At 67.3% G+C, this 12,590-nt stretch carries 13 protein-coding genes; 2 read left to right on the top strand and 11 right to left on the bottom strand.

The genetic code is table 11. The features are described from left to right. Positions 1-2: 2 nt before the first annotated feature. The 6 genes from KB874_RS16840 to pncA form a co-directional block, all read right to left on the bottom strand. Complete coding sequence (locus KB874_RS16840; RefSeq protein ID WP_346346565.1) at positions 3-665, bottom strand: extensin-like domain-containing protein; 663 nt, start codon at positions 663-665, stop codon at positions 3-5. Further along, positions 662-1,579 (bottom strand): prephenate/arogenate dehydrogenase family protein, encoded by a 918-nt coding sequence (locus tag KB874_RS16835; protein ID WP_212537723.1) that lies wholly within the window; start codon positions 1,577-1,579, stop codon positions 662-664. The genes KB874_RS16840 and KB874_RS16835 overlap by 4 nt, the downstream gene beginning before the upstream one ends. Next, positions 1,576-2,661, bottom strand: coding sequence for a histidinol-phosphate transaminase (gene hisC, locus KB874_RS16830; RefSeq protein ID WP_212537722.1), 1,086 nt, complete (start codon positions 2,659-2,661; stop codon positions 1,576-1,578). Before hisC ends, KB874_RS16835 begins: the two co-directional genes overlap by 4 nt. 76 nt (positions 2,662-2,737) lie before the next feature. Continuing rightward, complete coding sequence (pncB, locus tag KB874_RS16825; protein ID WP_212537721.1) at positions 2,738-4,030, bottom strand: nicotinate phosphoribosyltransferase; 1,293 nt, start codon at positions 4,028-4,030, stop codon at positions 2,738-2,740. A gap of 50 nt (positions 4,031-4,080) precedes the next feature. Next, positions 4,081-4,806 (bottom strand): YkgJ family cysteine cluster protein, encoded by a 726-nt coding sequence (locus KB874_RS16820; RefSeq protein WP_212537720.1) that lies wholly within the window; start codon positions 4,804-4,806, stop codon positions 4,081-4,083. Further along, positions 4,803-5,396: a bifunctional nicotinamidase/pyrazinamidase gene (gene pncA / locus KB874_RS16815; protein ID WP_212537719.1), complete on the bottom strand. Its 594-nt coding sequence runs from the start codon at positions 5,394-5,396 to the stop codon at positions 4,803-4,805. The genes KB874_RS16820 and pncA overlap by 4 nt, the downstream gene beginning before the upstream one ends. A gap of 109 nt (positions 5,397-5,505) precedes the next feature. Here pncA and trhO point away from each other — a divergent pair, with 109 nt between their 5' ends. Then, positions 5,506-6,426 carry an oxygen-dependent tRNA uridine(34) hydroxylase TrhO gene (trhO, locus tag KB874_RS16810; protein ID WP_212537961.1) on the top strand — a complete coding sequence of 307 codons (921 nt, stop codon included), beginning with the start codon at positions 5,506-5,508 and terminating at the stop codon, positions 6,424-6,426. A 69-nt stretch (positions 6,427-6,495) separates the two neighbouring features. Here the strand turns inward: trhO and KB874_RS16805 are convergent, their stop codons facing one another. Beyond that, positions 6,496-7,719, bottom strand: a complete 1,224-nt coding sequence (locus KB874_RS16805) for an MFS transporter (protein WP_212537718.1) — start codon at positions 7,717-7,719, stop codon at positions 6,496-6,498. A gap of 210 nt (positions 7,720-7,929) precedes the next feature. Here KB874_RS16805 and KB874_RS16800 point away from each other — a divergent pair, with 210 nt between their 5' ends. Continuing rightward, positions 7,930-9,300: an aspartate aminotransferase family protein gene (locus KB874_RS16800; RefSeq protein ID WP_212537717.1), complete on the top strand. Its 1,371-nt coding sequence runs from the start codon at positions 7,930-7,932 to the stop codon at positions 9,298-9,300. Between the two features lie 50 nt (positions 9,301-9,350). Here the strand turns inward: KB874_RS16800 and fliP are convergent, their stop codons facing one another. From fliP to fliF, 4 genes are read right to left on the bottom strand one after another with little or no spacing between them, the layout of a single operon-like run. Beyond that, positions 9,351-10,070 carry a flagellar type III secretion system pore protein FliP gene (gene fliP, locus KB874_RS16795; protein ID WP_212537716.1) on the bottom strand — a complete coding sequence of 240 codons (720 nt, stop codon included), beginning with the start codon at positions 10,068-10,070 and terminating at the stop codon, positions 9,351-9,353. Between the two features lie 3 nt (positions 10,071-10,073). Next, complete coding sequence (locus KB874_RS16790) at positions 10,074-10,361, bottom strand: FliM/FliN family flagellar motor switch protein (protein ID WP_212537715.1); 288 nt, start codon at positions 10,359-10,361, stop codon at positions 10,074-10,076. Then, positions 10,354-10,959: a FliH/SctL family protein gene (locus KB874_RS16785; protein WP_212537714.1), complete on the bottom strand. Its 606-nt coding sequence runs from the start codon at positions 10,957-10,959 to the stop codon at positions 10,354-10,356. The genes KB874_RS16790 and KB874_RS16785 overlap by 8 nt, the downstream gene beginning before the upstream one ends. Then, a complete protein-coding gene (fliF, locus tag KB874_RS16780; protein WP_212537713.1) occupies positions 10,956-12,563 on the bottom strand; it encodes a flagellar basal-body MS-ring/collar protein FliF in 1,608 nt (535 codons plus the stop codon). Before fliF ends, KB874_RS16785 begins: the two co-directional genes overlap by 4 nt. Positions 12,564-12,590: the final 27 nt, after the last annotated feature.

Raw genomic sequence — 12,590 nt, 5'->3', positions numbered from 1 at the left:
CCCTAGCGGCAGTAAGGCCCGCCGCGATGCATCCGCGTGTCAAAGTGGAAATGGTCCTCGTGATGGCCATCCGAGCCGGGGCCAAGAACCGTGCCAAAGCGTCCGCAGGCGTCGGAATGCATCTGGCGCAGCGCCTTGCCGCGCTTGCCGCTGCCCCAATCGTTCAGCACCGTCACCTCTGACCCGTCGCGCAGGCGAAAGCCCGAAATGTCGATGGCCTTGCCGCGCCCATGCTCGGAAATCGGCGCACCGGGCTTGTGGTTGCGGGTGCGGCAGGCGTAATGCGCAGCGACCTTTATCTCGGCCAGCCCGCCGCCCTGGCGGCGCAGCGAGGGAGCGGCAGTGTCGTCGATCCAGCGGCGCAGCGCGCGCGCCGTGGCGCAGTCGATCAGCGCCGCCTGGCTGAGCCCGACCTCGCCCACCGCGCGCAGCCGCACTGCCTCGTCGATGCCGCACCCGGCGATCTCGGCCTCGACGGCACCCACGGGTTCACCCACCAGAGCCGGGTCGCCGCAGAGGCCACCACCGGCCGACTCGCCCTCGAAGGCGGTGGACAGGAAGGACCGGACGCCGTCCAGCGCACCGGTATCCCGCGTCATCACGCGTTCGCGCCCCGCGCCGCAGGCCGCGAGAAACAGGAGGGAAAGAACAAGAAGCCGTGTCACCGATCCACCTTCACCCGTCCGAAGTCTGGCTTATCAGTATCCTGACCTGCCTCCAGAATGCCACGCCGGATGGCGCGGGTGCGGGTGAAATAGGCGTGAAGCTGCTCACCGTCGCCGGTTCGGATGGCGCGTTGCAGGGCAAACAGCTCTTCGGTGAAGCGGCCCAGGATTTCCAGCGTAGCGTCCTTGTTGTTCAGGAACACGTCGCGCCACATGGTCGGGTCAGAGGCCGCGATGCGGGTGAAGTCACGGAAACCGGCGGCCGAGAACTTGATCACCTCCTGGTCGGAGACGCGGCGCAGGTCGTCGGCGACGCCCACCATCGTGTAGGCGATCAGGTGGGGAATGTGGCTTACCACGGCACAGACGAGGTCGTGATGCTCGACATCCATCCGCTCGCAATTGGCGCCCAGCGCGCGCCAGTATGCCTCGACCCGCCCCACCGCGCCCTCTGCAGCATCGCCCGGCACGATCAGGCACCAGCGGTTGTCGAACAGCGTGGCAAAGCCCGATTCCGGGCCGGAATGCTCTGTCCCGGCCATCGGGTGGCAGGGCACGAAATGCACGCCTTCGGGCAGGTGCGGGCCGACCGCCTCGACCACCGCGCGCTTGACCGACCCCACGTCGATCACCGTGGCCCCCGGCGCCAGGTGCGGGGCGATGGCCTCGGCCACGGCACCCATCGCACCAACCGGCACCGCCAGCACGATCAGGTCGGCGCCCTGCACCGCCTCTTCGACACTGTCGCAGACCCGGTCGCACAGCCCGATGCGGCGGGCCGTGTCGCGCGTGGCGGCAGAGCGGGCATAGCCCGTCACCTCAGCCGCCATGCCGGCGCGGCGCATCGCCCAGAACATCGACGACGCAATCAGGCCCAGGCCGATCAGCGCGACGCGCTTGTAGGGTTCGGTCATCGCTCGCCTGCCTTGAACAGGCCGATGCAATGGGCGACCCGGCGGCACGACGCCTCGTCACCCACGGTGATGCGCAGGAAATTGGGCAGGCCGTAGCCCGCCACGCGCCGCACCAGGATGCCCTGTTTCTGCAGGAAGTCGTCGCAGGCCTCGGCCTCTGCCCTGTCGGCGAAGCGGGCCAGGACGAAATTCGTCATCGACGTGTCGCAAGGCACACCATGCTCGCCCAGCGCCTCGGCCAGCCAGTGGCGAAGGCGGGCGTTTTCCTTGCGGCAATACTCCAGGTAGGCGGTGTCTCGCACTGCCGCCTCGGCGGCGGCCAGCGCCGTGTTGGACAGGTTGAAGGGCTGGCGCACGCGGTTCAGCACGTCGATGACCTCGCGCGGGGCATAACCCCAGCCGACGCGCATCCCGCCCAGCCCGTAGATCTTGGAGAAGGTGCGCGTCATCACCACATTGTCGCGCATCTCGACCAGTTTGGCGCCGCCGTCATAGCCGTCGACATATTCCGCATAAGCCCCGTCCAGCACGAGGATCGCCTGCTTCGGCAGGCCTTCGGCCAGGCGTTCGACCTCGGACAGGCCGATCATCGTGCTGGTCGGATTGCCCGGGTTGGTCAGGTAGACGAGCTTGGTCCGCTCGGTGCAGGCGGACAGGATCGCGTCGATATCCACCACGCGGCCGCGTTCCGGCACGGAGACCGGCGTGGCCCCGGCGGCCAGCGCAATGATGCGATACATGGAAAAGCCGTGCTCGGTGTAAATCACCTCGTCGCCCGGCCCGGCATAGGCCTGCGCGAGGAATTGCAACACCTCGTCGCTGCCCACGCCGCAGATGATCCGGTCGGCATCCAGCCCGTGCGTCTCGGCGATGGCGCGGCGCAGGTCGGCATGATCCGTCGAGGGATAGCGATGCAGGTCATGCGCCGAGCGGGCAACCGCCTCTTTCACCGCGTCGCTGGGTCCGAACGGGTTCTCGTTCGAACTGAGCTTGATGACATTCGTCACCCCGTCGAGCTTGGCCTTGCCCCCGACATACAGCGCGATGTCCATGATCCCCGGTTGCGGAACGAAACGGCCCATGTGGCACCTCCTTGACCCGGCCTGCTTTACCGTCCGTGGCGGGCAGAGGGAAGCACCAAGGTGCCGCGCTGCCGCATCAGACCACGACCTCCATCGCGGTCTGCTCGCCAACGCCGAAGACGCGCTTGTATCGGGCGATCTGGTCGGCCGGGCCCATCGCCTTGTTCGGGTTGTCCGACAGCTTGACCGTGGGGTGGCCATTGGCGCTGACCGCCTTGCAGACCAGGCTGAAGGGCGCCAGCCGGTCATCCGGGGTCAGCCCCCTGAAATCGTTGGTCAGCAGCGTTCCCCAGCCAAAGGACACGCGCACGCGCCCCGCGAATTGCCGGTAAAGCGACAGGATCACGTCCACGTCCAGCCCGTCCGAGAAGATCACCAGTTTCTTCGTCGGATCCTCGCCGCGCGACTGCCACCAGCGGATCGCGGTTTCCGCGCCCTCGGCCGGATCACCGCTGTCGATGCGGATGCCGGTCCAGCCCGCCAGCCAGTCGGGCGCGCGCTGCAGGAAGCCTTCGGTGCCGTAGGTGTCGGGCAGGATGATGCGCAGGTTGCCGTCGTGTTCCTCGTGCCAGTCGGCCAGCACGTCGTAAGGGGCGCGGGCCAGCGCCGCATCGTCCTCGGCCAGCGCCGCATAGACCATCGGCAACTCATGTGCGTTGGTCCCGATCGCCTCGAGGTCTCGGTTTTTGGCAATGAGGCAGTTGGAGGTGCCGACGAAACTCTCGCCCAGCCCCTCGAGCATGGCCTGCACGCACCAGTCCTGCCAAAGGAAGGAATGCCGCCGCCGCGTGCCGAAATCGGCGATGCGCGCGCCCGGCTCCTGCCGCAGGCGTTCGACCTTTTCCCAGAGCTTGGTCATGGCGCGGGCATAGAGCACCTGCAACTCGAACCGGCCCATGTCATGCAGCACGGCCCGACCGCGCAGTTCCATGAGCACGGCCAGCGCCGGGATTTCCCACATCATGACCTCGGGCCACTTGCCCTCGAAAGTCAGTTCATATTGATCGCCCACCCGTTCGAGATGGTAGGGCGGCAGGCGCAGCGCCTCGAACCATTCCATGAATTCGGGCGTGAACATCTGGCGCTTGCCGTAGAACGTGTTGCCGCGCAGCCAGGTGGATTCCCCCCGCGTCAGCGAAAGAGAGCGAATGTGGTCAAGCTGCTCGCGCAACTCGCCCTCGTCGATCAGGCGCGCGAGCGGCACGTGGTCGGAACGGTTGATCAGGCTGAACGTCACGGTCGTGTCGGGCCGGTTGCGGAAAACCGACTGGCACATCAGCAGCTTGTAGAAATCCGTATCGATGAGCGACCGCACGATGGGGTCGATCTTCCATTTGTGGTTCCACACGCGGGTGGCGATATCGACCATGTGGGCCTCCGGTGGCTCCGCCTGTGACGGGGTTAGTGCATGCGGGGCGGTCAGGGCAAGCCCGGACCCGCCGCGCGGCCCAGATCGCGCTTGCTGCGCCGCAGTTCTTCGTCGAGTTCACCGGGCTTGTGACGCGAGACCTTCAGCGCCTCGTCCAGCGTCTGGCCCTCGACCGCGGCGGCGGCAAGGCGGGCCAGCGAATGGGTCGATACCCGGCGGGTGCCCTTCAGCGCCGAGCGGCTCAGCCCCAGCGCGGCAAGATAGGTGTGATAGGGGCCCAGCGTGCCGGGCCCTTCGACCGCCTCGCCCCCGGCCACCTGTTCGCATGCGGTCACGTCGACCGAGACATAGGCCCGGCAGATCACGGGCCGCGCATCGTAGGCGCGGCAAGCACGGGTCTGGGGGTCGAGCGCGGGGCAGGCACGCGGATGCCAGGCGCGCCCGTCAGCCTGCCCGGCCAGCGGCGACAGCGCGGCGTGCAGGTCGCGCGCCTCGGCCTCGGTGATGGTGCCGCCATCCGCGCCCGACAGGATGCAGCAAAAGGCGCAACCCGACGCGCAGGCCAGCCCCTGCGGCACGGGTGAGGCCGACAGCGCCAAGCGTCCGAGGCCCTGCGCCGCCGTGCCATCGGCCAGCCGGTCCAGCACCAGATCGGGGGACGTGCCCTGCGCCGCCTCCGCCTCGGCCCAGGCGACCAGCCCACGCCGTGCGCGATCCGCCACGTCGGGGCGCGTGCCGACCCGTGCCTCGGCGATCCGCGACGCGATGCGGCTCATGCCAGCGTCACACCCGCATCCCGCATGCCGCTCTGCGCCGCAGCCAGCGATCTGTCGAGATCGATGGCGCGGCACAGATCCTGTTGGACGGTCACGGCAAAGCCCAGCTTCGCCGCATCAACCGCCGAGAAATTCACGCAGAAATCCGTCGCGAGGCCCACCATCGTCAGATCGGTGATGCCACGCGTCCGCAGGTAGCCCTCCAGCCCCGTGGGCGTCACGTGGTCGTTCTCGAAGAATGCCGAATAGCTGTCGATCGCCGGGCGGAACCCCTTGCGGATGATCAGGTCGGCGCGGGTCGCGTCCAGCGAAGCGTGAAAGGCCGCGCCCTCGGTCCCCTGAACGCAATGATCCGGCCACAGAACCTGCGGACCATAGGGCATCTCGACCAGGTCGAAGGGTGCCTTGCCCGCATGGCTGGATGCGAAAGAAGAATGCCCGGCCGGGTGCCAGTCCTGCGTCAGGATCACCGCGTCGAACCGGGCCATCAGCGCGTTGATGGGCTGCACGATCTCATCCCCGCCAGAGACGGCCAGCGCGCCTCCGGGGCAGAAATCGTTCTGCACGTCGATCACGATCAGGGCTTTCATCGGCACCTCCATCCTTTGGCGCCTTGGGTAGGGCGCGGGGGCAGATCGGTCAAGGGCGCGGCCTCCTGCCCTCTTGCGCCCGACACACTTCGCCGCCTATTTCGGCGCCATGTTCACCGTCTGCGCGCTGTATCACTTCACCCGCTTCGACGACCCGGCCGCGCTGCGACAGCCGCTGCTTGACCAGTGCCGCGCGCAGGCCGTCACCGGCACGCTGCTGCTGGCCCGCGAGGGGATCAACGGCACGATCGCTGGCCCCGCCGAGGGCATCGACGCCGTTCTGGCGCATATCCGCGCCCTGCCCGGCTGCACCGATCTCGAGTGGAAGCTGTCGCAGGCCACCGACCGCCCCTTCGCCCGAATGAAGGTCCGGCTGAAACGCGAGATCGTGACGATGGGTCAGCCTGACGTCGACCCGCGCGCCCGCGTCGGTCACTACGTCGACCCGCAGGACTGGAACGACCTGATCCGCAGCCCCGACGTGGCGGTAATCGACACGCGCAACGATTACGAGGTCGCCATCGGCACGTTCGAGGGCGCTGTCGACCCCGAGACCGCCAGTTTCCGCGACTTTCCCGCCTGGTGGGAGAGGAATAAAGACCGCTTCCACAACAAGCGCATCGCGATGTTTTGCACCGGCGGAATCCGCTGCGAGAAATCGACCAATTGGTTGATCGGGCAGGGCGTGGACGAGGTCTATCACCTCAAGGGCGGCATCCTGAAATACCTCGAGGACGTGCCCGCAGAGGACAGCACCTGGCAGGGCGAGTGCTTTGTCTTCGACGGACGCGTCTCGGTCGGCCACGGCCTGCGCGAGGGACCGCACCAGCTTTGCCACGCCTGCCGCCGCCCGATCCTGCCCGAGGATCGCACACGTCCCGAATATGAACACGGCGTCTCCTGCCACATGTGCATCGACGAGACCTCGGACGAGGACAAGGCCCGCTTCCGCGAGCGCGAGAGGCAGATCGCGCTGGCCCGCGCCCGTGGCGAACGGCACCTGCACGCCGACATTCCCGAAGACCTCTAGGCTTCTTCTGGCCGAACGTATCCCAGGGGAGCTCCGAAGGGGCGGAGGCAGCACCCCTCCGCCCTCGCCTCAGGCGGCTACGGCCCCGCGCCGCGCGCGGTTGCCGCGCGTCAGGATCAGCACCATGATCGCGATGTTCAGCCCGTTCCAGGCAATCCCGTTGATGAAGGCCCATTGATAATCGCCGGTCCAGTCGCGGATCGCGCCCGACATCCAGCCGCCCAGCGCCATGCCGAGGATCGTCATCATCATCACCAGGCCGACCCGCGCCCCGGCCTCGCGGGCGGGCAGGAACTCTCGCACGATCACTGCGTAGGAGGGCACGATGCCTCCCTGGCTGAGGCCAAAGACGAAGCTCACGACATAAAGGCTCACCAGCCCGCCGGCGGGCAGATACAGAAACAGCGCGATGCATTGCAGGGTCGACCCGATCAGCAGCGTCCGCACGCCACCCAACCGGTCGGCCATGACGCCCGAAACCAGCCGCGACAGTACCCCACCCACCAGCATCAGCGACAGCATCTCGGCCCCGACCCCGGCGCCAAAGCCCATGTCGACGCAAAGCGCGACGATATGAACCTGCGGCATCGCCATCGCTACGCAGCAACCGATGCCCGCCAGGCCCAGCAATCCCTGCAACTGGCCGGGCGAAAAGCCCGTGGCGCGAGCCTGTGCGGCGGCGGCGGCATCGGCCCGCGCCAAGGCATCGGCGGGCACCCGGCGGCGAAGGAACTGCGCCAGCGGCAGCATGATGACCAGCGTCAGCACCGCCAGCGCCCAATAGACCCAGCGCCAGCCCGCATCCGCCGCCAGCCATCCCAGCAGCACCGGCCAGATCGCGCCCGACAGGTAGTTGCCGCAGGCCGCGACCGCCACGGCGATCCCCCGCCGCCGCTGGAACCATTGCGACAGGTCCGCGATCAGCGGGCCGAAACTGGCCGCCGTGCCGAAACCGATGGCCAGTTGCAAAAGGCTCAGGACCAGCATCGAGGGTGCCATCGCCGCCGTCGCGTATCCGACCGAGATCAGCACCGCCGCGCCCGAAAGCGCCGCCGTGACGCCGAACCGGTCCACCGCTCGGCCGATCAGCAGGTTGCCCAGCGCAAAGCCGATCATCGTCATGACATAGGGCATCGAGGCCGCCGCGCGGGTCGCGCCAAAGGTCTCCTGCACCTCGGGCAGGATCACGGTGACGACCCACATGCCGGTATTGCCCATGACGCCGATCAACAGCGTCAGGCCCAGCCGCCCCCAGGAATAGGGGCTGTCAAAGATCGCGTCGCGGTCCGTCATGGCCGCAAGACTAGGAGCATTTGAAACGCCGCGACAGCGAATTGTTGGGGGCTTTCCGGGCATCCATGTTGTGCACAACATGGGTCAAATTCAGCGGTAATATCCTTCAATCCCTTTCTTGCCTTGTCGGTTGTGTGCAACACACTGTCGCCGCCCGCCTTTCATCCCCGCCGGTCACCCCTTATGCTGCGCCAAACCAAGGAGAGAGTCATGCTTGTCAACGACCAGCTCGACCGGTGGGACCGCGAGAGCTTCTTTCATCCCTCGACCCACCTGGCCGACTTCGCCCGCGGCGCCCTGCCCAACCGGGTGGTGACGGGCGGGTCCGGCTGTCACATCGAGGATCGCGAGGGCAACCGCCTGCTGGATGCCTTCGCCGGGCTCTACTGCGTGAACGTGGGCTACGGCCGCCCCGAGATCGCCGAGGCCATTGCCGACCAGGCGCGCGAGCTGGCCTATTACCACGCCTATGTGGGCCACGGGACCGAAGCCTCGATTACCCTGGCCAAGATGGTGATGGACCGCGCGCCCGCGCACATGTCGAAAGTCTATTTCGGCCTGTCCGGATCGGACGCGAACGAGACCAACGTCAAGCTGGTCTGGTATTACAACAACATCCTAAGCCGGCCCGAGAAGAAGAAGATCATCTCGCGCTGGCGGGGCTATCACGGCTCGGGACTGATGACCGGCTCGCTGACCGGGCTGGAGCTGTTCCACAAGAAATTCGACCTGCCGCTGGCGCAGGTTCTGCACACCGAAGCGCCGTATTTCTTCCGCCGTCCCGATCCAGCGATGGACGAGGCCGGTTTCGTCGCGCATTGCGTCGCAGAGCTGGAGGCGCTGATCGACCGCGAAGGCGCCGACACGATCGCCGCCTTCATCGGCGAGCCGGTACTGGGCACGGGTGGCATCGTGCCCCCGCCCGCTGGCTACTGGACCGCGATCCAGGACGTGCTTGCGCGGCATGACATCCTGCTGATCGCCGACGAGGTTGTGACGGGTTTCGGCCGGCTTGGGTCGATGTTCGGCTCGACGCATTACGGGCTGAAACCGGACCTTATCACCATAGCCAAGGGCCTGACCTCGGCCTATGCGCCCCTGTCCGGGTCGATCGTGTCCGACAAGGTCTGGGCGGTGCTGGAACGCGGCACGGACGAGAACGGGCCCATCGGCCATGGCTGGACCTATTCCGCCCATCCCATCGGCGCGGCAGCGGGCGTTGCCAACCTTCGGCTGATCGACGAACTGGGGCTGGTCCAGGCGGCAGGAGAGACCGGTGCCTACCTGAACGCCGTGCTGCGCGACGCGCTGGCGGCACATCCGCATGTGGGCGAGGTGCGCGGCGAGGGGATGCTGGCCGCGGTGGACTTCGTCGCCGACCGGGACAAGCGGCGCTTTTTCGACGCGTCGGACAAGGTCGGTCCGCGGATCGCGGCGGCGCTGCTGGAGCAGGGCGTGATCGCCCGCGCCATGCCGCAAGGCGACATCCTGGGCTTCGCGCCGCCCTTCTGCCTCAGCCGGGAGGAGGCGGACGAGATCGCCGGCAAGACCGCCCGCGCCGTGGCGCAGGTTCTGGGCTGACAGGTCAGGGCGGGGATTCCCCGCCCGGCTTGCCCCCGCGCGGGTCGCCGTCAGAAATAGCCCCGGACAAGGCTGCCCGCCAGGAGCGCCCAACCATCGGCGATGACGAAGAAGGCCAGCTTGAACGGCAGCGAGACGATGGCCGGCGGCACCATCATCATGCCCATCGACATCAGCACCGCGGCCACGACCAGGTCGATGATGAGAAAGGGCAGGAAGATCAGGAATCCCACCTGGAAGGCCCGCGCCACCTCGGACAGCATGAAGCTGGGGACGAGGACCGACAGCGGCGCCTCGGGCGCCAGGGTCGTTCCGGCTGCATCGGGGCGCAGGTCGGCCATGGCGGCGAAAGTGTCAGGGTCGGTTCGGCCGGCCATGAAGACCCGGAACGGGTCAAGCACAAGCGGCACCGCCTCGTCAATCTCGATCCGCTCTTGCAGGAGAGGGTCGATGCCGGCCTGCCAGGCCTCGGTAAAGACTGGCTCCATCACGAAATAGGTCAGGAACAGGGCCAGGCTGACGAGCAGCATGTTGGGTGGCGACTGCTGCAACCCGACGGCCTGGCGCAGGATCGCCAGCACCGTCACGATGAAGGGAAAGCAGGTCACCATGATGGCGATGCCTGGCGCGAGGCTGAGCAGCGTGATCAGCGCGATCAACTGGACACTGGTCGAGGTGATCGACCCGCCATCGCCCAGGTCGATCGACAGGGATTGCGCCTGGGCCGCGGCCGGCAGGACCAGCAGCAGGGCGGCGAGGAACAGCCGCATGGCTCAGGCCTGACCCTTCATGCCGACAACCTCGGTCAGGCGCACGGCAAGCTGGTTCTGGCCGTCGCCCTCGACGACTTCGAGCACGCCGATCCCAATGAGCTTTTCACCGACATAGAGCTCGACCGGATCCTCGAGCTTGCGGTCGAGAGTCAGCACCGCGCCCTCGGCCAATTGCAGCAATTCGCGCACCAAGGGGCGGGCGCGGCCCACCGACACGGTGATCTCGATCGGCACCCGGGTGAAAGGCGTGCCGTGATCCGCGTGTTCACTGACGTGAAGGTCATCCATTTGCCGTCTTCCTCCGTTGATCGTGCACGAAGCCCTGGACCGCCTCGGTCACCGTGTTGAGCAACTCTGCCAGGTCGATCTGCCGTTCGCTCTGGCCGAAGCGAAGATCGGCCTGCTCCGTCGAGAGCGCGGAATCCGCGACCAGGCGGATCGGAAAGCCGAAATCCTGCTCCAGCAGGGGCGCTACCGCCTCCATCGCGTCGGGAGAGACCGCGAGTTCCACGTCCAGCGCGCCGATTTCGTGGCTGAGATCCTTCAGGGTCTGCACCACGTGGGCCCCAAGCGTGGCGCGCGCCATTCCCGGCAGCAGCACCTGCACGAGGTCCTCGAGCAGCGGCGTTATCGCGGTCATCATCTGGCCATAGGCTTCGTGATAGGTGAAGGACATGTCCTGCAACGCCTGCCGCAACCCGTCGCTCAACGCCGCCTGATCGGCACTCTGGGCCTTGACCGCATCATCCCATCCGGCGCGATAGCCCTCCTCGAAGGCAGCAAGGCGATGCGCCTCGATCTCGGCCTCGTCGATCATCGGGACCATGTCGGTCGAGGAAGCAGGCGTGCTGCTGAAATCCTCGAGAAAATCGCACAAGGCGCTCATTTCGCGGTCTCCTTCTCGTCAAGCCAGCTGCGCAGGATCTCGACCGTCTCGGACTTGCGTTCCTGGATGAGGCCGCGCAGGCGCTCGACAGGGTCCTCTTGCGTGGGCGAATCGAAATCGACCATGCCCATGCCACCGAATTCACCGCTGCTGGCTTGCATCATCGGCAGGTCCGGGAAGCCACCATCAGGCTCGATCTCTCCGGTCAGGGGTTCGGGGGCAGCGGCACCGGGGGCAGGCAGGGCGGCGGCATTGCCCGAGGCGGCGGGACCGCGCGCGAGGATCGGGCGCAGCACAAACAGGCCGAGGATCAAGGCGACGGCCGCCACGACCCCCATCTGGATCAGGCGCATCGCATCGATCGGGCCGGCAAAGAGGCCCGGTTCGATCGGGCCGGTTCCCAGTCCTTCGGGGCGTTCGAAGGGCAGCGACCGGATGGTGATGCGGTCGCCCCGCGCCTCGTCAAAGCCAACGGCAGAGGACACCAGGTCGCGCAGCGCCTCCAGTTCGGCATCGGGCAGCGGCTGGAACTGCTGCGCGCCGGACGCGTCGGGCGCGTAGGTGCCGTTCACCAGGACCGCAACGGTGAGACGGCGAATCGCGCCCGGTGCGCGGGTGATCTCGCGCGTGGTCTCGGAAACCTCGTAATTCACCCGCTCACGCGTTTCGTTGGCCTGCGATTGCGATCCCTGGCCGCCACCGGCCTCGCCATCGGGCAGGTTAGAGGCGACGGTGACATTGCCGCCGCCGGCATCCTGCGAATTGTCCGACCGTTCCTCGGTATCGGTCGAGATCGCGACGCGCCCCTCGGGATCGAAGCGGCGTTCGAGGATCGATTCGGTCTCCGTCACCGTATCGACGCTGACCTCGACCACGGCGTTTCCGGTGCCGACCCGCGCCTCCATCAGGCGCTGCACGCGCTCGCGCATCTGTGCGGCGCGATCGTCGGCCTGCGACGCCGGCGCCTCGCCCTCGGCGCCGATCAGCCCGCCCTTGCCATCGATGACCGCCACCTGTTCGGCGTCGAGCCCGGGAACCGCGGACGCCACGAGGTACTTCAGCGCCCGCGCCTGCTGCGGCGTCAGCACGCCACCGGACGTCGTGACCGAGATGGACGCCGAAGGCGTGACATTGCGCTGAAAGGGATTGGCGCTGCTGTTGGCGATGTGGACACGGGCCGTCGCAATGGCCGGGTTCGAGACGATCGTGCGGGCAAGCTCGCCCTCCTTGGCACGCCAGTAGGCGGCATCGAACATCTGCGAGGTTGTTCCGAAGCCCGACAGCCCGTCCAGCAGCTCGTAGCCCTGCGCGCCGTTGGCCGGCAGCCCCTCGCTGGCGAGCGTCAGGCGCAGCGAATCACGGTCACCCTCGGGGACGAAGATCGCCCCTCCGCGCACCTCATAGGGCACGCCCCGGGACTCGAGCGCCTTGACCACCTCTCCCGCAGCGCCGTTTTCCAGGCCAGCGTAAAGCAAGGCGAGATTCGGCGTCGTGGCCAGGCGGGCAAGGCCCCAGACGGACAGGATCATGGCGAGCGTCGCGCCCAGGACAATGATGCGCTGACGCGCACCAAGCGCGTTCCAGACTGACGTGAACTGCTGCAAGACCGACCTCCGCTCCAAACGTTCTGT

The organism is Thetidibacter halocola (assembly GCF_018224955.1).
Classification (GTDB): domain Bacteria; phylum Pseudomonadota; class Alphaproteobacteria; order Rhodobacterales; family Rhodobacteraceae; genus Thetidibacter; species Thetidibacter halocola.
The sequence above is the reverse complement of the archived record's forward strand: the minus strand, read 5'-3'. Positions and strand labels throughout refer to the sequence as shown.